Below are 20,390 nucleotides of genomic sequence, written 5' to 3'. Positions count from 1 at the left end.
GGAACTTACTTGCCGCCCGCCTGCGCCGCAAACGTCAGCTTTTCATAGCCGGCCAGGCGCGCCGCTTCCATGACGTGGATGACCATCTGGTGCATGGCGAACTGGTCGGCGTTGACCACCACGACGGGCGTCTGCGCGGGCGCCTTGCCGCCATTGGCCGCCTTGGCCGCATCCTGCAAGGCGTCAGCCAGGCCGGCCACGTCGCGGAACGAGACGGGTTCGCGGTTGACCGTGTAGTTACCCTTGGCATCGATGGTGACGTCGACCTGCTGCGGCTTGTCCTTCGCTTGCTCGGCATCGGCCGTCGGCAAGGTGATCTGCAGCTCCGTGAACTTGCTGTAGGTGGTGCTGACCATGAGGAAGATCAGGATCACCAGCAACACGTCGATGAACGGGATCAGGTTGATTTCGGGGTCTTCACGCCCCTTGCCTTTGCGGAAGTTCATTTGCGGCCACTGTGGACGATGTCGACGAACTTGACCGCTTGTTGCTCCATGTCAATGACAAAGCTGTCGACGAGGGCGCGGAAGTGGCGGTAGAAAATCAGGGCCGGCATGGCGATGGCCAGGCCAAACGCCGTGTTATACAAGGCGACGGAAATACCGTGCGACAGCGCCGCGTTCGACGCGGTGGCGCCGGGCGAGGCAAAAATCTCGATCATGCCGATCACCGTGCCGAACAGCCCCATCAGCGGCGCCAGGGTGGCGATGGTGCCCAGGGTCGTCAAGAAACGTTCCAGCGTGTGGGCCACGCCGCTGCCCGCCTCTTCGATCGATTCCTTCATCACTTCGCGCGGCGCGTCGACGTTGCGCAGGGCGGCGGCCAGCACCACGCCCAGCGGCGAGTTGTCCTCCAGCTTGGCCACCGTGTCCGGCGTGATCTTGCCGCTGCGATACACCTGCACCACTTCATCAAACAGCTTGCGGGGCAGTATCTTGACGCGGCGCAAATACAGCAGGCGCTCGATGATCAGGGCCAGGGCGACGATGGAAGCGATCAACAACAGCCAGATGGGCCAGCCAGCGGCTTGAAATATAGCGAGCAAAAGAAACTCCTGATAGAGGGAAGGCGATGGACCGCCCGAACAGCCTGTATTGTACCGAGCGCCGAAGACCGATTGTACGTCCGCGCGGGAATGGCGCAATGTAGCGCGTTGCCGCGCCGGCGGCAAGTGGCGCCCGCATGGCACTTGTCCACACGGCCCGGCGGCCGCGCGTCAAGCGCACCCGGTTTTGCACACTTTGTGTGGATAAGATTGTGAGCAAGCATGAAGTCCAGCATGCAAGCCCTTGATTTACAAGCGAATTATTGTACTGCGCAAAATACAGGCATAGCAGCTTATCGACAGGAGTCAATGCCATAAAATCAAGAATTCAAGAGTTCTGCACATTTACTGTGGACAAGATTGTGTGCAAAGCCGAGGAATTCAATTAAGCCATTGATTTTAAAGGAAATTAAATCGATGAGTAAAAAAGTGGCAGCGGGTGCGAAATCGATGCCAGAGGGACCCTCAAAGTTCTGCACACAATCTGTGGACAAGATTGTGTGCAAGCGCAAGGATACGCGCTAAGTACTTTGATTTATATCGTTTTTATTGCCATGCATAAAAATGTGGCAAGCGCTGAAAAGCTGGCTTTTATCGGTCCGATTGCGCTTCGAAACGGCAGTTTTCCACCGCAAAGGCAGTTTCGCACATAAAGTGTGGATAAGATTGTGAGCAAGCGGATTGACTCCATGAAAGAGCATTGATTTTAAAGGAGTTTTTTTCAATGCTGAAAAATGAGGCAGCGCAATGGCCTGGCCGCGCGGTGGAAAAGCAAGCGAAAAAGCGAAATGATTTATGCAGTTTTGCACATATTCTGTGGATAAGATTGTGAGCAAGGCCCATGATGTGATGCTATGCCATTGATTTATATGGCTATTTTTATGCTGCGCAAAATTCAGGCAAGCCATGCCATGGGCATTCCAGTGGATAAATCCGGCGCCGCGCCAGAGTTCTGCACATTTTTTGTGGATAAGATTGTGCGCAAGGCCATGCATGGCATACTAAGCGCTTGATTCCTATGCTCTTTATTTCCGTGCGCAAAAATGTAGCAAGGCATTTTTATCGGTCAATGCCGGCTTGCCGGGCCATGTTTGTCCAAGGCAAAAAGTTCCGCACACTTTCTGTGGATAACTTTGTGCGTAAGTGGCGGGGGCTATACTGATGTGCTTGATATTAAAGGTTTTTTTCCCTGTGCACGCAAATCAGGCATATGGGAATTCATCATGAAATCAAATACTTAGAAATAGAACTTGTTGTTTTGCACGATATATGACATAAGCATGACCTCGCCGATAATATGTGGACAGTTCCCTCACCTCCCCCAGCTTGATGATGACCGACACCCCGACTGACAGCGGCTTTGCCGCCCCGCCCGTGCTGACCGTCAGCGCCCTGAACCAGGCCGTCGCGCGCCTGCTCGAGCGCTCGTTTCCCCTGACCTGGATCGCCGGCGAGATTTCCAACTTCACGCGCGCCGCTTCCGGCCACTGGTATTTCACCCTGAAGGACGATGGCGCCCAGGTGCGCGCCGTGATGTTCCGCGGCCGCGCCCAGTTTGCCGGCTTCACGCCGCGCGAAGGCGACAAGGTCGAAGTGCGCGCCCTCGTCACCCTGTACGGCGCGCGCGGCGATTACCAGATCAACGTGGAAGCCATCCGCCGCGCCGGCGTGGGCGCCCTGTATGAAGCGTTCCAGCGCCTGAAGGAAAAGCTGGCCGCGCAAGGGCTGTTCGACCAGGAGCGCAAGCGCGCCATTCCCATGTTCGCGCGCAGCATCGGCATCGTCACCAGCCCGCAGGCGGCCGCCCTGCGCGACGTCTTGATCGCGCTCAAGCGCCGCGCGCCGCACGTCAACATCATCCTCTACCCCACGCCAGTGCAGGGCCAGCAGGCGCCGGAAAAGATCGCGCACGCCATCCGCACGGCATCAACCAGGGCCGAGTGCGACGTGCTGCTGGTATGCCGCGGCGGCGGCAGCATCGAGGATCTGTGGTCGTTCAACGATGAAGCCGTGGCATACGCAATCGCCGATTGCTCCATGCCCGTGATCAGCGGCGTGGGCCACGAAACGGATTTCACCATCGCCGACTTCGCGGCCGACCTGCGTGCGGCCACGCCGACGGCGGCGGCCGAACTGGCGGCCACGCCGCGCGCCGACTGGATGGCGTCCCTGCGCGCCGATGCGGCGGACCTGCGCCGCGCCATGCGCCGCAGCCTCGACGATGTGGCGCAGACCCTGGACCGCCACAGCCGCCGCCTGCTCAACCCGAAGGCGCAACTGCAGCAACAGCGTTTGCAGCTGCTGGCCCTGTCGACGGCCATGACGCATGCGGCGCGCGCGCCCGTGAATCAGTCGCAGTACGCACTGGAACGCCTGCGTGCGCGCTGGGCGGCCTTGCGGCCCGACGTCGCGGCGCCGCGCGCGCGCCTGGTGGAAATGCAGCGGCGCGGCGGCGCGGCCATGGCGCAGCAACTGACGCAGCGCCGCCACCGCCTCGACGGCCTGGCGGCGCAGCTGGAACTGCTCAATCCCCAGCGCACCCTGGAACGGGGCTACGCCATCCTGCGCGATGAAAAAGGCGCGATCGTGCGCTCGCCGGCGCAGCTGCAGGCGCGCCAGAACGTCAACGTGCGCCTGGCCGAAGGCAGCGCGCAGATCGGCATCGCCAGCGTGCAAGCTACACTAGAATAGGTCAAAAAATCCCCCTAAATACGCGATAGCAAAAATGAAAAATAATAATTTCAATTTAAAAAAAAGAGAGATTCACGATGGAAAATGATGAGTTAAGCATTTTAAGAAATTCAGATTTACAAGTAGCATTAGAAAGCCTGTCTGACTACGAATTCACAACAGCACTTATAAAAAACAAATCAGATAACGTAAATAAAATATTAGAGTCACTGAATCATAATTTAGCATCAAAAATGCTATCACTACTAAGTGCCACTCAAATAATTAAAATATTAAAAATCTGCAATTCAAATGCAATATCAAAATTTCTAGAACTCGTTCAACCACCCCAAATAGCAAAGATTCTTGAAAAGTCAAACAACGAATTAACATTAAAAATCATAGACTCAGCTCCATCTTACAAATACAGGATAGGAATAGCAAAATCATTGCCAGTTGAAAGAAGGAAATTTTGGATTGATCATGTTCGCGCTATGGAGGCAGACTTTAATGAAACACGCAGCAGGGCAGATGACGCATCCACATCTTTATTTGAAGATAGAAAAAGACTTCTTACTGACCTAGAGAGCGCTATCAGAACGAGAGAAAGTATGCTCGAAAATCTAGAACTGGAATCAAAAAACAAACTGCTACATTATGCAAGATTAGCAGAAGATGAAGAGTTAAAGTTAAAAACAAAATTAAAAGAAATTGACGAAAAAAAATACAACATTGAACAACAGGAAAAAGAACTTGCCGAAAGAGTTTTTGAATTCGAAGAAACAACAAAAAAGCAAGTTCAAGAGAGAATAGAACTAAAAGTTCCTGAATATGTCGCTGCGGCTTTAAAAGTACTGGACGACAGAGAAATACTTTATCAAAAAAAAGCTTTTCACTGGAGCACGCAGGGAATACTAGTATTATTTACGGCGATTATTTCTGCAATATTTATATCCCTCTACGGCGCAGGTTTTGGCACATCACTTGACAACCTACCTTGGCAGACTCTTCTGTTTGTAACATTCAAGGGATTAATAATTTTAAGTGTTCTGGGATTATGGGCAAAACATGCATTTACAGTTAGCAACGCATATATGCATGAATCCATAAAACGTTCTGACCGAGCCCACGCAATTAATTTTGGAAAACTACATTTAGAAATATATGGAAATTCAGTAGATCGGAAGGAACTAATTGACATATTTGAGAATTGGAATATTACAAGTGAGAGCGCATTTTCAAAAGCAAATCCGTCTGGATTTGAACCTCAAATTTCAGACAAGATAGATATGATTGCAAAATTAATTAATGGACAAAAAAAGGAGGATTGATTTAAAATAATCCATATTACTTTCTTCATTAATTTCACCTCTAAATTCCGCGAATTTCAATTCAAAGTCAAAAAAGGCCGGGGAAGAACCCCGGCCCAACACCTTCCCTACTGAGTGGACTGCTACTGCGACTGCTCTTTCCCCCTACGCCATCAGAACTTCATCGACACGCGCGCGCCAAAGGTGCGCGGCGCGTTGTAGAAAGCGCCGTAGATCTGCTGCGTGGGCTGGCATGGCATGCCCACGTCCGTGCAGATTTCATTGACGTCCAGCTTGACGGCCTTGTCGGTGGCATTCTGCACGAACGCTTCCACCGTATAGGCCTTGTTCGCCGGCTGGAAGCGCAGACTCAGATCCAGCGTCGTATACGCTTCCTGGCGCTTGACGCCGGCATGGCCCGGCACGTCGCCGTTGAACGCGCCCGCACCGACATACGACATGGTTTCGTAGTGCACCGAGGCGCGCGGCGTGAGCTGGCCGCCGGCGACATTGAAATCATGCTCGTACTGGACGGTCGTGGAAAACTTCGGCGCATGCTTCATGGTGCTGCCGCCCACGCTCACCAATGGCGCCGTCGAACCGCAGGACTGGCCATTCGCGCGCGCCGCATCGACGTCGCACGACATGAAGTCGTCATACACGGCCTTCAGCCAGGTGGCGTTGCCCGTCAGGCGGTCGACCTTTGTTGGCCGCCAGACCCATTCCGCTTCCAGGCCCTTGACGGTGGCGCCGGCCGCATTGAAGTTGGCCAGCACGCTGTTGACCACCTGCGACTCGAGCTTGTCCTTGTACTTCATCAGGAAGGCATCGAGGTTCAGGGTCAGTTCGCGGTTCAGCAAGTCCGACTTGAAGCCGATTTCATAGCTGGTCAGCTTTTCCGGCTTGGTGGTGGCGCCGCCGTCGCCGATGGCCGGCGAGTGGAAGCCCGTCGTCACGGAGCCGAACAGCAAAATGTCCGGGCGCAGCTTGTACTCGATGCGGCCCAGCCAGGTGGCCTGGCCATACTTCAGGTCCGCCGTGTTGTCGCCCGGCGTATTGCCGCAGCTGGCGGCCGTGATGGCGCCGCCGGGGCCGATATTGTGCGTGTTGGCCAGGCCCGTGCCGGGCGTGACCAGCTGGCGCAGCTGGTCGGCAGTGAGCACGGTGGTGCCCAGCGGCGTATTCGCGGGCCAGTTCGGGCAAGCCCAGTTCTTGCCGCCGATATCGAATTTATGGTCTTTCGTATAGCGCGCGCCGGCCGTCAGCTTGATCTGGTCCGTCACTTGCTGGCTGACCTGGCCGAACACGGCTTTTGACTTCAACTGGCGGTCGCCCTGGATGAAGGACATGGCCGAGGCATACTGGCCCACGGTGGGCTGCACGAAGATCACGGCGCCGTTGGCGATATCCTGCTGCACGGCCGCCTGCGAAATCTGGCTGCGGTCGATATCGAAGCGCACCTTGTTCTTTTCATTGAACAGGAACAGGCCCGCCACCCACTGGAACGGCGCATCGTCGTCCGAGCGCGCCTGCAGCTCGTGCGAATAGCTATCGAACTGCGCCCAGTCGGTACGGTTTTCCGACTTGAAGCCGGGGAACAGGCCCGCATCGGAATCGTTGCTGTTCTGGCGCTTGTAGCGGCTCCAGCTGCCCAGGTAAGTGAAGTCCAGCGCATCGGTCGGCTTGTAATTGAGCTTGCCCTTGTAGGTCAGGATCGACTGGTCCAGGGTGCCCGGCGTGTCGATCAGGGCCGAACGCAGCTTCTCTCCCGCTTTCGGCTCGGCCGCCAGGTAGACGTTGCCGGCGCCCTGGTCGAGGAAGTAGTCGGCGATGAACGTGCCGCGCAACTGCGGCGTGAACTTCCACAGCAGGGAGGCGCGCACGCCCATCTGGTCGCCGGCGCCATACTTGGCCGTGCCCGGCATGACGTTCGAGCCGCGGCGGAAGTCCACCGTGCCGTCATGGCTATCCTTGATGGCGGCGATGCGCAGCGCCACGTCGTCGGAAAACGGGATATTGATCATGCCCTGCGTCTGCAGATGGCGCTTGTCGCCCACGGTGATGCCGGCCGAGCCCATGAACTTGGCCGTGCTCGGCGCGGCCGACACGAGATTGACGGCGCCGGCCGTCGAATTGCGGCCGTTCAGGGTGCCCTGCGGTCCGCGCGCCACCTCCACGTGGCTCAAGTCATACATCAGCGCCGTGGCGCCCTGCGGACGCGGCGAATACACGCCGTCGACATAGAAGGCGACGGCCGGGTCGCCCAGCTCCGTGTGGTTGGCCGAGCCGACGCCGCGCATGTAGACGTGCACGCCGCCGGAATCGCCATGCTGCTCGACGACGAGACTGGGCACCATGGTGGCCAGCGACGCCAGGTCCTTGACTTGATTGTTTTGCAGGGTGTCCTGGTTGAAGGCGGTGACGGCCAGCGGCGTCTCCTGCACGAAGGTATTGCGGCGCGTGGCCGTGACGACGATGCGGTCCATCTGCTCGGCGGCCGGTTTTGCCGCGTCGGTGGCTGCCGCGGTGCTGGCCGCTTCCTGGGCCATGGCGGCGCCGCTGCCCAGCAAAATGAACTGGGCGAAGGTCGCATGCGCCAGGCTGAGGGCGATGGTATTGCGTTTGAGCTGTTGCATTGTTGTTGTCTCCTGTACCGCTGGTTGAATGATAATCACATAGCTCTTTGGCTACTGCTGCACATTTTTTGGGTGTCAATCTGAAGTCATGTCGCCTCCGTGCGGGGTCAATGGGTAGCCACGGCGCGCCCGGCCGTGTCGAATAGAAAGGCATGGCCTTCTTCCGGCGCGAAGCCGATAGCGCTGCCCTGCGTCAGCGCGTGGCGCGCCTCGCCATGCAGCTTGATGGCCACCGCATGGGGGCTGGCGTCCAGCGTGGCGTGGATAATTTGCGCATCGCCCAGCTGCTCGATCAGGGTGACCGTGGCGCCGTAGCCTTCATTGCGCGGCACCAGCCGCAGGTGTTCGGGGCGTATGCCGACCAGCATGCCCGCCTCGCCACCGAGCTGGCTGGCCAGCGCGGGAACGGCGGCGCACGGCAAAAAATTCATGCGCAGCGCGCCGATGAAGCCGGCCACGAACTGGCTGGCCGGGTGGCGGTACAGCTCCAGGGGCGCGCCCACCTGCTCCAGGTGGCCGCCGTGGAAGACGGCGACCCTGTCGCCGAGTGTCATGGCTTCGACCTGGTCATGCGTGACATAGATCATGGTGGTGCCCAGTTCCTGGTGCAGCTTGGCCAGCTCGATGCGCGTCTGCACGCGCAGCGAGGCATCGAGGTTCGACAGCGGCTCGTCGAACAGGAACACCTTGGGCTGGCGCACGATGGAGCGGCCGATGGCCACGCGCTGGCGCTCGCCGCCCGACAAGGCCTTGGGTTTGCGGTCGAGCAAGTGCGTGATCTGCAAAATCTCGGCCACCTTGCCGACTGCCGCGCGCACCTCCGCTTCCGGCCTGCCCGCCAGTTTCAGGGCAAAACCCATGTTGTCGCGCGCCGTCATGTGCGGATACAAGGCGTAGCTCTGGAAGACCATGGCGATGCCCCGTTCTGCCGGTGCCACGTCGTTGGCCAGCAAGTCGCCGATGCGCAGCTGGCCGGCGCTGATGTCTTCCAAACCCGCGATCATGCGCAGCAGGGTCGACTTGCCGCAACCCGATGGCCCGACGAAGACCATGAATTCGCCGTCGTGGATATCGAGGTCCAGGCCCTTGACGATTTCCGGGCCGTCGCCGTAGGTCTTGCGGATGCCGCGCAGGGAGATGGCGGCCATGTCAGTGCTCCCCTGCCAGGGCCGGTGCGTCGGCATGCGCGGCGCGCTGGGCGGCGATGAAATCGCGGTACCACAGGGCGCTGTCCTTGAAGCTGCGCTGCTGCGTGGCGTAATCGACGTACAGCATGCCGAAGCGCTTGGCGTAGCCCGAATTCCACTCGAAGTTGTCCATCAGGCTCCAGTAGAAATAACCGCGCACGTCGATGCCCTGCGCGATCACGGCGCGCAAGGCGTCCAGGTGCAGCTGCACGTATTCGATGCGCGCCTCGTCGTGGATCTTGCCGCCGACGGGCTTATCGGCGACGGCCATGCCGTTTTCCGTGATGTAGACGGGCGGCAGACGGTATTCGCGGTGCAGCCCCACCAGCAGCTCCGTCAAGCCTTGCGGATAGGTTTCCCAGCCCATGTCGTTGACGCCAAGCGTGCATTCGGGCTTGCGCGGCGGCGTCTCGGCGCTCATGAAGGCGCGCGTGTAGTAGTTCACGCCAAGGAAATCGATGGGCTGCTTGATATCTATGAAATCGTTTTCAAAGATGGATAAAGCGGAAGCGTCGGCGTGTTTCAGGGCCAGGGCCGGGTAGCGGCCCTTGAAGATGGCGTCCATATACCACTGCACCGAGCGCGCATATTCGAGTTCGGCCAGCTCGCGGTCCTGGGCGCTGTCGGTGGCCGGCGTTGCCGTCCATTGATTGAGCACGATGCCCAGCTTCGCCGGCGCATTCACCGTGCGCATGGCTTGCATGGCCAGGCCGTGCGACAGCAGCAAGTGGTGCGACACTTGCACGGCGGCGGCCGGATCGGCCATGCCCGGAGCGAACTGGCCCGTGCCGTGGCCCAGCACGGCCGTGCACCACGGTTCGTTATGCGTGGCGATGCTGACGACCTTGTGGCCGAACCGGCGCGCCACCTCGGCCGCATAGGCGGCGAAGTGATAGCAGGTGGCGCGATTGAGCCAGCCGCCCTCGTCCTGCAAGGCTTGCGGCAAGTCCCAGTGATACAGGGTCAAATGGGCGTCGAGTCCCTTGGCAGCCAGGGCGTCAAGCAGGCGCGCATAGAAGTCGAAGCCGGCCTCGTTCCAGGCGCCGGAACCGGCCGGCTGCACGCGCGACCAGGACATGGAAAAGCGGTAGGCGTTTACGCCCAGGGCGGCGATCAGCTCCACGTCATCAAGGTAGCGGTGGTAATGATCGCAGGCGACGTCGCCGTTGCTGCCATCGATGATCTTGCCGTCCGTGTGGCTGAAGGTATCCCAGATGGACGGGCCGCGGCCGTCGATGGCGGCGGCGCCCTCGATCTGGTAGGCGCTGGTGGCCACGCCCCAGGTGAAGGTGGCGGGGAAGTTGCTGTCAATGTCGTCGTTATGCATGGTGGTCATGTCAGTGTGAGTGGATTAAAGAGAGTGCTAGCCTTTGACGGCGCCTTGCGTAAGGCCTTCGATCAGGCGCTTGGAGGCGACAAAAAACATCAGCAGCAGCGGCAGCACGGCGATGGCGGCGCCCGTCATCAGCGCGCCCCACTCCGTGTTGTTCGGCGCCTGCATGCTGCGCAATGCCAGCGGGATCGTGTAGTTCTCGACCGAGCGCATGACGACCAGCGGCGTGATGAAATTGTTCCACGAGTTGATGAAGGTGATCAGGCCCAGGGTGCCCATGGCGGGGCCGATCAGCGGCAGCACGACCCGCCAGTAGATGGCGAACTCGCCGCAGCCGTCGATGCGCGCCGCCTCGATCAGGTCCTTCGGAATGGCCGTGCCGATGTACTGGCGCATGAGGAATATCCCCAGCGCGCCTGCCGCTCCCGGCACGTACAGGGCGCGCGGCTGGTCCAGCCATCCGAGGAAATCCATCAGCATGAAGGTGGGGATCATGTTCATGAAGGACGGGATGATCATCGACGCCATCACCAGCGTAAACAGGGGCCGCTTGAAGCGGAATTCGTACATGGCGAAGGCATAGCCGCCCAGCGAGCAAAAGAACAGGGTCAATGCCGTCGTCATCAGGGCCACGTACAGGCTGATGCCGATATTGCGCCAGAATGGCAGGCGCTCCTGCAGCAGTTCGATGTTGTTGAGCAGGGCCGTGCCGAACCAGCGCGGCGGCGGCAGGCTGTAGATCTCGGCGCTCGTGTGCGTGGCGAAGACGAACATGAAGTAGAACGGCGCGACCATGATCAGGGCGCCGATGGCCACCATGGCGTAGGCCGTCCAGCGGGTGGTTTTCATCGGACCTCCTTGCGTTCATTGCGGCTGAAGATGCGGTTATTCACCCACGTGGTGCTGGCGATGATGAGGAACAGCAGCCAGGAAATGGCCGACGCCGTGCCGAAGTCGCCCGAGGAAAACGCCGTCTTGTAGACGAAGATGGCGGTCGTCATCACGGACTGGCTCACGCCGCTCGATTCGGCCACCAGCACGAACGGCTCCTCGAACAGCTGCAGATTGCCCATGATGGTCAAGGTGACGGCCAGGTAGATCATGGGGCGCAGCTGCGGTAGGGTGATGTACCAGAATTGCTGGCGTTTCGAGGCGCCATCGATGGTGGCCGCTTCATACAAATCCTTCGGAATCACCTGCAGCGCGGACAGGTACAGCACCAGGTTCCAGCCCAGGTAGCGCCAGAAAATGACGAAGGCGACGGCCGGCTTGATGAACAGCGAGCTGCCCAGCCAGTCGATCGACTCCGCAGGGAACAAGCCACCGACCAGCGGCAGGCTGGCGCACCATTCGATCAATACATTGATCTGCCCATAGTCGCGCGAAAACAGGGTGTTGAACACCATGGCGATGGCCACGCTGGAGGTGATGAACGGTAAAAAGTAAATGCCGATCACCAGGTTGCGCGAGCGCTTGAAGCTGTTGTGGATGAAGGCCGCCAGCGGAATGGCCACCAGGTGCTGCGGCACGCCCGAAGCCAGCGCCAGCCAGACCGTATTGCCCAGCGAGCGCAAGAACCACGGGTCGCTCAAGGCGTACTTGTAGTTATCCAGGCCCACCCACTGCATGGCTTCCACGCCGCTGGCCGCTTCCCACTGGTTGAACGACAAATAGATGGAAAACAGCAGCGGGAACAGGCTGAAGACGGCAAACAGGATGAAGAAGGGGCTGATGAAAATGTACGGCGCCCATTTCTTCATGTTGAAGCGTTTCCTGGCGGGCCGCGCCGCAGCGGCAGCGGGCGCGCCCTCTGTACAAGGCATGGAGGTAGTCATGCTGTTCCTAGCGCCGCGCGCGGTGGGTGATCAGGGCCTTGGCGTCGGCCAGCGCCGTCTTGATATCCTTGTTTTGCGCCAGCACGCTTTCCAGCTCCATGTTGACGATGTCGCGCGCCACGGCGTCGAACTTGTCGACGCGGATGACGGGAATCTTCGCCGCCGTGTCGCGCGCCAGCAAGCGCGTCTTCTGGCCGCCGAAGTACGGCTGCGGCTCGTCCATCATGGGATCCGCATAGGCAGCCTTCAGGGCGGGAAACGCGCCGATTTCCTTCAGCGAGTGCAGCTGGATATCCTTGTTGACGGTCATGAACTTGATGAATTCCCAGGCCTGGGCTTTATTCGCCGCCTTTTTCGGGATGCCGTAGAAGGAGCCGCCGTACGACGCCAGCGCGCCGGCCGGCAGGTTCGCCGCGCGCCACTGGCCTTTCGAATCGGGCGCCAGCCACTTGGCCAGGTGGCCGCTGAGCCATGAACCCATCATCTGGCTGGCCACCTTGTCACGTTTGAAGCCTTCGGCCCACTCGCCCGTCCAGGCCACGGTGCGCGCATCGATGCCGGCCACCCGCGCCGCCTTGGCCAGCTCGAACGCCTTGACGAAGCGGGGCGAATCGACCAGCACCTGGCCCTTGTCGCCAAAGTAAATGCCTTCGCCATCTTTCAAATTGGCGCGAATGACGATGTCGGCCAGGTCGCTGGCGCCGGCCAGCAGATAGGTGCCCGTGGCGGCCTTGAGCTTCTTGCCGGCGGCGATGTACGACTCCCACGATTGCGTCAACTCGGCTTCCTTGATGCCCGCCTTGTCCATCAAGTCCTTGCGGTAGAACAGGGTGCCCGGCCCCAGGTCGGCCGGCATGGCGCCCAGGGTGCCGCGCGAGCTGGTCGCCTGCACGAAGGTGAACGGCACGAACTGGGCGCGGTACTGCCCTGCCCCGTACGGCGCCTGCAAGAGGTCTTCCATGCCCTTCGATTCGGCGAAGCTGCCGACATAGCGGAAGTCGATGGCCATCACGTCGGGCAGGCGCGCGCCGGCCGCCAGCGCCGTCGTCATCGAGTTATGGTGGTCGTCGATCTGCAGGCTGACCAGCTTGACCTTCACTTGCGGGTACAGTTTTTCCCACAGGGGCAAGGCCGTCTTGACGGCGCGATCCAGGTCGGGGAACGAGGCGACGGTAATCGTGGCGGGGGCCAGCGCGGGCAACGGCGGCGCCGGCGGGACGACTGCGGGCGCGGCGGCCACGCCACAGGCCAGGGTCAGCGCTGCCAGCGGGGCGGCGCCAAGGATGCTTGACTTCATTATTTCATCTCCGATTATTGAGCGTCTTCTATCTTGAAAACGTTTTCACAACATGTGTCCATTTAACACCGCAAAGAAAATCAAGTCAACCGAAAAAGTTGTCATTTTTATTGAGGGAAGCGTGGCAAGCGGCATGCCGCGGCACGTGTTCCCCTATGACAGAGGCGAAAATACGGGCTGCCGTTAGCGCTGTTGTTTTTTGTGAAAACGTTTTCAAGGCTGAGTCGATAAGCAGGCCCGCCCAGGTGCGCCGGCATCATCCCCCGTGCACGGCCCACAATCTGTCTGCTTGCGCCCTGCGGGCCAAGCCGCCCCGCGCCCGACCTGCTGCGCTATCAGCTATGGCCATTTATGGTAATCTTTCGATGAAAAGGTTTTCAGAGCACTGACAACCAGCCATCTTGATACCCAGGAATCACCTTGAACGATAGCGCCCACGCTGCTCCCCCTTCCACCCTGCTCGACGTGGCCCGCCAGGCCGGTGTGTCGCCCAGCACCGTCTCGCGCATCCTGAATGGCACGGCCAGGGTCTCCGACGACAAGCGCGACGCCGTGCTGGCCGCGATCGCCCAGATGAAATTCGCGCCGAACCAGATGGCGCAGGGGCTGAAAAAGGGCCGCTCGATGACCATCGGCATCGTGGTGCAGGATATTTCCAGCCCCTTCTTCGACGAAAGCCTGCGCGGCGTGGACGACGGCTTGAAAGACACGGGCTATGCGTCCGTCATCGTCAGCGGGCACTGGAATGCGCAGGAAGAGGCCGACCGCATCCGTTTGCTGCTGGCAAGGAAGGTCGACGGCATCATCCTGCTGTCGGGACGCATTTCGGACGAGAGCGTGCTCGATTTCTCGCAGCAGCGGCCCATCGTCTCGACGGGCCGCCTGCTGGCCACGAAAAGCGCCATCGGCTTCAAGCTCGACAACGAATACGGCGCCTACCTGGCCGTGCGCCACCTGGTGGAACTGGGCCACCGGCGCATCGCCTTCGTGGCCGGGCCCGCCAACAACACGGATGCGGCCGAGCGCCTGACGGGCTACCAGCGCGCGCTGCGCGAAGCGGACATACCCATCGACCCGAAGCTGATGGTGGAAGGTGATTTCCACGAGGCAAGCGGAATGCTGGCCATGAACCACCTGTTCGATACGCAGCAGCAGTTCAGCGCCGTCTTCGCCGCCAACGACCTGTCCGCCTATGGCGTGCGCCTGTGCCTGTACCGCAAGGGGATCCGCGTGCCCGACGATATCTCGCTCGTCGGCTTCGATGACTTGCCCGGCTCGTCCTACACGACGCCACCGCTGACCACCATCCACCAGCCCCTGTACGACATCGGCCGCATCGCCACCGAAGCGCTGCTGGGGCTGATCAATGGCGAAGCCGTGCAGGCGGCCATTCCGCCTTTGGAACTGATCGTCAGGGAAACCACCCGACGCATCCGCTGAGGCTTGCGGCTGGGAACTTTTCCGCCCGATTTAGGCTGAACGAGAATCACTACGCAAACGGCATTCGCAACGCGTGCCGGAATCTGCAGCAATGGCGCATCCGCTTTACAATAGTGGCTCGTTCAGCAAGAATGCCTGCTTCAAGCAAGCTTGGCTCAACCCTCCGGCCGCAGGCTGGAAGACTCCGAACATTCACCACAAAGGGACATCACATGGAACATACTCTGCCACCACTGCCGTATGAAATGGACGCTCTGGCGCCGCATATTTCGAAAGAAACCCTGGAATACCACTATGCCAAGCATCACCAGGCGTATGTCACCAACTTGAACAACCTGATCAAGGGTACCGAGTTCGAGAACCTGTCGCTGGAAGAGATCATCAAGAAATCGTCGGGCGGCATCTTCAACAATGCAGCGCAAGTATGGAACCACACCTTCTACTGGAACGGCATGAAGCCGGCCGGCGGCGGCGCGCCTGCGGGTGCCGTGGCTGACGCGATCAACGCCAAATGGTCGTCGTTCGACAAGTTCAAGGAAGAATTCACCAAGTCGTGCGTGGGCAACTTCGGTTCGGGCTGGACCTGGCTGGTGCAAAAAGCCGACGGCTCCGTCGACATCGTCAACACCTCGAACGCAGGCTGCCCGCTGACCACCGGCGACAAGCCGCTGCTGACCTGCGACGTGTGGGAACACGCTTACTACATCGACTACCGCAACCTGCGCGCCAAGTACGTGGAAACGTTCTGGGGCCTGGTCAACTGGGACTTCGTTGCCAAGAACTTCGCGTAAGCGCGTTCCTGACAACGTAAAACGGACGCGCCCGCGGCATGTGCCGCAGTGACCCGTCTTGAAAAGAAGCCTGTGCTTGCGAGCCGGGCTTCTTTTTTTTTGCCCCTGCAGAACACGCGTACCCGCCACGCGCTGTCAAGCGAACCGGTATGGCAACGGGAATGTTATAAGATGCGCAAGAGCTGCACTCCTCCATGTGCCCTGTCCCCGTTTCCTTGCTGAAAGAAAAAAATGAAAAGATTCATGCTCGCCCTGCTGCTCTGCGCCTCCGGTTCCGCCTTCGCCAACTCGGCCTGCGACACGCCGCGCAACGACTTCGACGGCCTGTATTGCCTCAACAAGGTGTACCAGGAAGCGGACAAGGAACTCAACGCCAACTACAAGAAACTGAGCTCCCAGCTCGACGCCGGCGGCAAGCAAAAGCTGAAAGCGGGCCAGCTGGCGTGGATCAGCGCACGCAACCAGAACTGCTCGAAACGCGAATCCTCGGGCTTCTATGTGAACCTCGATTGCGCCACCCAGACCACCATCGAACGCGCGCAATTTTTGCAGGACCGCGTGCGCGAATGCGTGAGCGCCGGCTGCCAGAACAGCAAACTGTGAGCTGAAGCTGCGCCAGCGCAAACACGAGCGGGCGGTAATCACCCATACTGGCCACTCGGAGGTCTTTCCGTTTATGCCATGAGCAAACTCATCGATATTTCCCTGGATCAATGGGACGCCAGCGGCAGCCCCGCGCAGCAGGCGGCGGCGCTGCAAGCCCTCGAAGATGGGCACGTACTGCTGCTGCCCCGCCTGGGTTTCGTCCTATACCCGGAAGAACATGGGCTGCTGAACGGCGCGGCGGGTAGCGCCAGCGGCGCCAAGAACATCAGCTGGGATCCCGCGCGCGGCGTACGCGGCCAGGGCGACGCCTGCGATGCGGCCCTGCTGGCGGCGCTGATGCAGCGCTACGCACGCCAGACGCGCAGCTTGCTGGCCGGCTTGCTGCCCAGCTACCAGGCGCATCTGCAGCAAGGCAAGGGCAGCTTTCGCCCCGTGGAAATCGCCGGCAGGGTAACGTCCTGGCGCAAGGACGATACGCGCCTGCATATCGACAGTTTCCCCTCCTCGCCCACGCAGGGCCGGCGCATCCTGCGCGTCTTCACCAACATCCATCCGCGTGACGCGCCCCGCGTGTGGAAACTGGGCCCGCCCTTCGAGCAGGTGGCGCAGCATTTTTTACCCGTCGCGCAGCGTCCGCAACCCGTGCTGGCGACCCTGCTGCAATGGCTGCGCATCACCAAGTCGCGGCGCACGGCCTACGATCATTACATGCTGCAGCTGCACGACGCCATGAAGGCCGACCTGGCCTACCAGGCGCAGGTGGAACAGCACACGCATGCCTTCGCGCCGGGCCAGACGTGGATAATCTTCAGCGACGCCGTATCGCACGCGGCCCTGCGAGGACAACATGCGCTGGAGCAAACCTGGCTGCTGCCCGTGCGCGCCATGGCCGCCCCCGACAAGTCGCCGCTGGCCATCCTCGAGCGCCAGTTGCAACGACCGCTGGCCTAGCCTGGCCAGGCACTACGCCCCGGCAAAGCCAGGCTCAGGCAAACCCGCTCAGGCCGGCAAACGGGCCGCCTTGAAGCGCCGCCATGCCTTGTGCATGCGGCCATCGCTGCCCTGCGCCTGCGCGCGCGCCGCCAGGTAGCCGCGCACGAAGGCCGCGTGCTGCCGCAGCCCGTCCTGGGCGGACTGGTCAGCCTGGCCAGTCTGAACATCGGGCAATTGCTGCAGCAGCCGGTCGGCCACCTGCACATCGTTGAGCCAGCCCAGTTCATCCTGCAGCACCGAAAGCCGCCCCACATACGGTTGCACGGCGCGCGCGGCAAACAGCGAGGCAAAAAATTCCGTCGCATAGCGCGTCTTCTTGGCCGCGATGCGCACCCGGTGGCGCTGCAGCGGCGTGGCATGCAGCAGGCGCTTGCCGCGCTTCACCAGGCGCCGCTGGTCCTTGCGCAAGGTGGCGCGGGCAAACGGCGAGACGTGCGCATCCAGGCGCCGCACCTGGCGCGCGGAACAGCTGTCGCGCCAGGCGCGCGCCTGCAGCCAGCGCTGCAAGCCCAGCATGCAAGCCGTGTAGCGCGCCGACGTGACGGCCTGGGCCGCTTGCGCATGCTTGAGGCGCGCCTGCGCGTGCGCCGCATCCGCCAGCGCCGCCGCATCCGCCTGTGCCCCGCCATCGAGCTGCGCCAGGGTATTGCCAGCCAACACATCCCAGTCGCGCGCCTCGCCCAGCGCGCCGCCCAGCCAGTCGAGTTCGGCCTTCAAGGCCTCGGGCAGCGCCAGCAGGGACTTGAACATGCCCAGCGCCGAGCGCAGACGGCGCAGGCCCACGCGCATCTGGTGCACGCTTTCCACATCCTCGCCCGCCGCCACGCCATCCTGGTTGCCGCTGACTTGCTCCAGGCAATTGCCGGCGATGGCCAGGAACACTTGCTCCACCGACATCGCCGCGTCCAGCGCCAGGGGTTGCGCCTTGACCGCCTGCAGAGGCTGCGATGCCGCGAGGCGGTAACCGCGTTCCGCCTTGCTCATGTGGCCCAGCTGCAGCGGCACATCCTGCAGCAGGGCCAGCGCCACGTCGAACAGGCTGGCCGCTTGCCCCTGCTTCAATTCCAGTTCGATCTCGCTGACGGGCACGCTGCGGACGGCGCCATTCGCCCCATCCGTGCCGCTTTCGATGACACCCTGGTCCAGCACGCATTCGATCTCGTCGCCCTGCGGCGTGCGCAGCTGCCATACGGTGCGCTCCATGCGCGTGGTAAACACGGGCTGCAAGGCGTCGCGGACGGCGTCCTGGCGCAGCAACGCGCGGATGGGCTGCTTGCGGCCGATGGCCGAATCCAGCGCGGCGAGATCCGGTTGCGGCCCGGAAACTTCGCCTTCCCATTCGTGGCGGCTGTGCAAGCCGCTGTTGACGGTGCCACCGGCCTTCAGGGTTTGCACCCAGCGCCCGTCCACCTGGCGCACGCGCAAGCCCGCCTGGTGGCGGCACAGCTGCAAATCGGGCGTGTCGACATAGATATCGTGCATCTGCAGCAGCTGCACCTCTCCTTGTGCCTGCTGCGCCAGCAACGGGTGCGCGCGCAGGCGCGCTACATCTTGCTGCGCCAGCAACAATTTCAATTCGATTTCCATGACCGCTCCTTGCGAGACTCCTGAACGCCCATTGTAAGGCGCGTCCAGCCACATACAAGGAGCACGCGCACCGACCTTGATTTTGCGCGAAAATAGGCGCTTCATTCAACCAGGAGATGCCATGACCTACCACGCCGCCGAAAACCGCTACGACGCCATGCAATACCGCACGTGCGGGCGCAGCGGGCTGAAACTGCCGCTGTTGTCCCTGGGACTGTGGCACAATTTTGGCGACAGCAACAGCCTGGCCTCGCAGCGCGACATGCTGCGCACGGCCTTCGACCTGGGCATCACGCATTTCGACCTGGCAAACAACTACGGCCCGCCGTATGGCAGCGCGGAAAGCAATTTCGGCAAGCTGCTGCGCGACGATTTCTTACCGTACCGCGATGAACTGATCATTTCCACCAAGGCAGGCTGGGACATGTGGCCGGGTCCGTACGGCCAGGGCGGCGGCTCGCGCAAATACGTGCTGGCCAGCCTGGACCAGAGCTTGCAGCGCCTGGGCCTCGACTACGTCGACATCTTTTACTCGCATCGCTACGACGCCGACACGCCGCTGGAAGAAACCATGGGCGCGCTGGCCACCGCCGTGCAGCAGGGCAAGGCGCTGTACGTGGGCCTGTCGTCGTATTCGCCGCAAAAGACAGCCGAGGCGGCCAAACTGCTGAAAGAGTGGAAAGTACCGTGTCTGATCCACCAGCCTGCCTACAATATGCTCAACCGCTGGATCGAGGAAGACGGCTTGCTCGATACCCTGCAGCAAGAAGGCATGGGCTGCATCACGTTCACGGCGCTGGCGCAGGGCTTGCTCAGTGACAAATACCTGGACGGCGTGCCGCAGGATGCCCGCGTCAACCGCCCCGGCGGCGGCTCGCTGCTGCAAAAACACCTGAGCGCGGAAAACCTGGCCCGCGTGCGCGCGCTGAACCAGATCGCCGCGCAGCGGGGACAAACCCTGGCGCAGATGGCGCTGGCCTGGGTGCTGCGCGATCCGCGCGTCACCTCGACCCTGATCGGCGCCAGCAGCAGCGCGCAAATCCGAGAAAACGTGGCCGCACTGCAGCAATTGTCTTTCACGGCCGACGAGCTGGCCGCCATCGACGTGCAGGCGCGCGAAGGCCATATCAATCTGTGGGAAGGTCCGTCGCGGGCCGTGTAACGCAATCACGACGGCTACAAGGGCGGCGGCAGCCAGGCCAGCAACTCCTGCGCCACCTGCCGCCGCCGTTCCGGCGTGGCAAAGGCGCCCACCTCCACATGCGTGCTGCCGCAGCTGATGCATATCAGCTGGCGCGGCCCCTCCGGCACGACGATATGCGTGCACCAGGGACGAAAGCTGCTGCGCTGGCGCCGGCCGGCGCTCACCTGCTCGACGACCAGCACGCCGTCGCGCAGGGCCAGATGCTCGTAGTCGCGGGCATGGCGCAGGTAATACAGCAGGGAAATGGCCACCAAGACCAGTTCAGCAAATGAAAAGACGGGGATGTACCAGTAGCCGCGCAGCGCAAAGGCGGCGGCGATGGCGGTGGAAAACAGGCACAGTACACCATAGGCGCGCAGCAACTGGCGCACCGTCAAGGCACTGTGGCGCGTAAACAGCCATTGCGGCTGTTCCCGTGCAGTATCGCGTGGCATCTCGCCTCCCGCAACAGGAAGG

18 protein-coding genes are annotated in these 20,390 nt (G+C 61.0%); 7 read left to right on the top strand and 11 right to left on the bottom strand.

What is annotated here, in order from left to right; genetic code table 11:
• Positions 1–5 precede the first annotated feature (5 nt).
• From O0879_RS20025 to O0879_RS20015, 3 genes are all read right to left on the bottom strand, one after another.
• Positions 6–446, bottom strand: a complete 441-nt coding sequence (locus tag O0879_RS20025) for a biopolymer transporter ExbD (protein WP_289918346.1) — start codon at positions 444–446, stop codon at positions 6–8.
• A complete protein-coding gene (locus O0879_RS20020; protein WP_251349991.1) occupies positions 443–1,045 on the bottom strand; it encodes a MotA/TolQ/ExbB proton channel family protein in 603 nt (200 codons plus the stop codon). Before O0879_RS20020 ends, O0879_RS20025 begins: the two co-directional genes overlap by 4 nt.
• A gap of 521 nt (positions 1,046–1,566) precedes the next feature.
• Entirely contained in the window at positions 1,567–2,040 is a 474-nt protein-coding gene (locus tag O0879_RS20015; RefSeq protein ID WP_289918345.1) for a hypothetical protein, read from the bottom strand.
• Positions 2,041–2,374: 334 nt separating this feature from the next.
• Here O0879_RS20015 and xseA point away from each other — a divergent pair, with 334 nt between their 5' ends.
• Together xseA and O0879_RS20005 are read left to right on the top strand one after the other, a co-directional pair.
• The gene (gene xseA, locus O0879_RS20010) at positions 2,375–3,736 is read left to right on the top strand and encodes an exodeoxyribonuclease VII large subunit (RefSeq protein WP_289918343.1); all 1,362 of its coding nucleotides are present in this window, start codon (positions 2,375–2,377) and stop codon (positions 3,734–3,736) included.
• 77 nt (positions 3,737–3,813) lie between these two features.
• Positions 3,814–5,046: a hypothetical protein gene (locus tag O0879_RS20005; RefSeq protein WP_289918341.1), complete on the top strand. Its 1,233-nt coding sequence runs from the start codon at positions 3,814–3,816 to the stop codon at positions 5,044–5,046.
• 152 nt (positions 5,047–5,198) lie between these two features.
• Here the strand turns inward: O0879_RS20005 and O0879_RS20000 are convergent, their stop codons facing one another.
• From O0879_RS20000 to O0879_RS19975, 6 genes are all read right to left on the bottom strand, one after another.
• Positions 5,199–7,661 (bottom strand): TonB-dependent receptor, encoded by a 2,463-nt coding sequence (locus tag O0879_RS20000; protein ID WP_251349989.1) that lies wholly within the window; start codon positions 7,659–7,661, stop codon positions 5,199–5,201.
• 107 nt (positions 7,662–7,768) lie between these two features.
• Entirely contained in the window at positions 7,769–8,809 is a 1,041-nt protein-coding gene (gene ugpC, locus O0879_RS19995) for a sn-glycerol-3-phosphate ABC transporter ATP-binding protein UgpC (RefSeq protein ID WP_289918340.1), read from the bottom strand.
• Position 8,810: 1 nt separating this feature from the next.
• On the bottom strand, positions 8,811–10,184 hold the full coding sequence (locus O0879_RS19990; RefSeq protein ID WP_289918339.1) for a GH1 family beta-glucosidase: 1,374 nt from the start codon (positions 10,182–10,184) through the stop codon (positions 8,811–8,813).
• Between the two features lie 27 nt (positions 10,185–10,211).
• Positions 10,212–11,030 carry a carbohydrate ABC transporter permease gene (locus O0879_RS19985; RefSeq protein ID WP_070282696.1) on the bottom strand — a complete coding sequence of 273 codons (819 nt, stop codon included), beginning with the start codon at positions 11,028–11,030 and terminating at the stop codon, positions 10,212–10,214.
• Positions 11,027–12,016 (bottom strand): sugar ABC transporter permease, encoded by a 990-nt coding sequence (locus O0879_RS19980; protein WP_251349986.1) that lies wholly within the window; start codon positions 12,014–12,016, stop codon positions 11,027–11,029. The genes O0879_RS19985 and O0879_RS19980 overlap by 4 nt, the downstream gene beginning before the upstream one ends.
• Positions 12,017–12,023: 7 nt before the next feature.
• Positions 12,024–13,313: an extracellular solute-binding protein gene (locus tag O0879_RS19975; protein WP_289918338.1), complete on the bottom strand. Its 1,290-nt coding sequence runs from the start codon at positions 13,311–13,313 to the stop codon at positions 12,024–12,026.
• 420 nt (positions 13,314–13,733) lie between these two features.
• Between O0879_RS19975 and O0879_RS19970 the strand changes: the two genes are divergently transcribed.
• The 4 genes from O0879_RS19970 to O0879_RS19955 all read left to right on the top strand — a co-directional run bounded on the left by O0879_RS19970 (position 13,734) and on the right by O0879_RS19955 (position 17,101).
• Positions 13,734–14,753, top strand: a complete 1,020-nt coding sequence (locus O0879_RS19970; protein ID WP_099665108.1) for a substrate-binding domain-containing protein — start codon at positions 13,734–13,736, stop codon at positions 14,751–14,753.
• Between the two features lie 212 nt (positions 14,754–14,965).
• Positions 14,966–15,544, top strand: coding sequence for a Fe-Mn family superoxide dismutase (locus O0879_RS19965; protein WP_034751750.1), 579 nt, complete (start codon positions 14,966–14,968; stop codon positions 15,542–15,544).
• A gap of 231 nt (positions 15,545–15,775) precedes the next feature.
• Positions 15,776–16,147: a lysozyme inhibitor LprI family protein gene (locus O0879_RS19960; RefSeq protein WP_289918337.1), complete on the top strand. Its 372-nt coding sequence runs from the start codon at positions 15,776–15,778 to the stop codon at positions 16,145–16,147.
• Between the two features lie 78 nt (positions 16,148–16,225).
• Positions 16,226–17,101 carry a Kdo hydroxylase family protein gene (locus O0879_RS19955; RefSeq protein ID WP_289906186.1) on the top strand — a complete coding sequence of 292 codons (876 nt, stop codon included), beginning with the start codon at positions 16,226–16,228 and terminating at the stop codon, positions 17,099–17,101.
• Positions 17,102–17,149: 48 nt separating this feature from the next.
• Here O0879_RS19955 and O0879_RS19950 read toward each other — a convergent pair whose 3' ends face one another.
• Positions 17,150–18,730 carry a CYTH and CHAD domain-containing protein gene (locus tag O0879_RS19950; protein ID WP_289918336.1) on the bottom strand — a complete coding sequence of 527 codons (1,581 nt, stop codon included), beginning with the start codon at positions 18,728–18,730 and terminating at the stop codon, positions 17,150–17,152.
• A 121-nt stretch (positions 18,731–18,851) separates the two neighbouring features.
• Here O0879_RS19950 and mgrA point away from each other — a divergent pair, with 121 nt between their 5' ends.
• A complete protein-coding gene (gene mgrA, locus O0879_RS19945; protein ID WP_289918335.1) occupies positions 18,852–19,892 on the top strand; it encodes an L-glyceraldehyde 3-phosphate reductase in 1,041 nt (346 codons plus the stop codon).
• A 14-nt stretch (positions 19,893–19,906) separates the two neighbouring features.
• On the opposite strand, the gene O0879_RS19940 is transcribed toward mgrA, so the two are convergent.
• Entirely contained in the window at positions 19,907–20,368 is a 462-nt protein-coding gene (locus O0879_RS19940) for a DUF2244 domain-containing protein (RefSeq protein WP_289918334.1), read from the bottom strand.
• Positions 20,369–20,390: the final 22 nt, after the last annotated feature.

It is taken from the genome of Janthinobacterium sp. SUN120 (assembly GCF_030397735.1).
Taxonomy (GTDB): Bacteria; Pseudomonadota; Gammaproteobacteria; order Burkholderiales; family Burkholderiaceae_D; genus Janthinobacterium; species Janthinobacterium kumbetense.
This window is presented reverse-complemented; position numbering and strand designations above follow the sequence as displayed.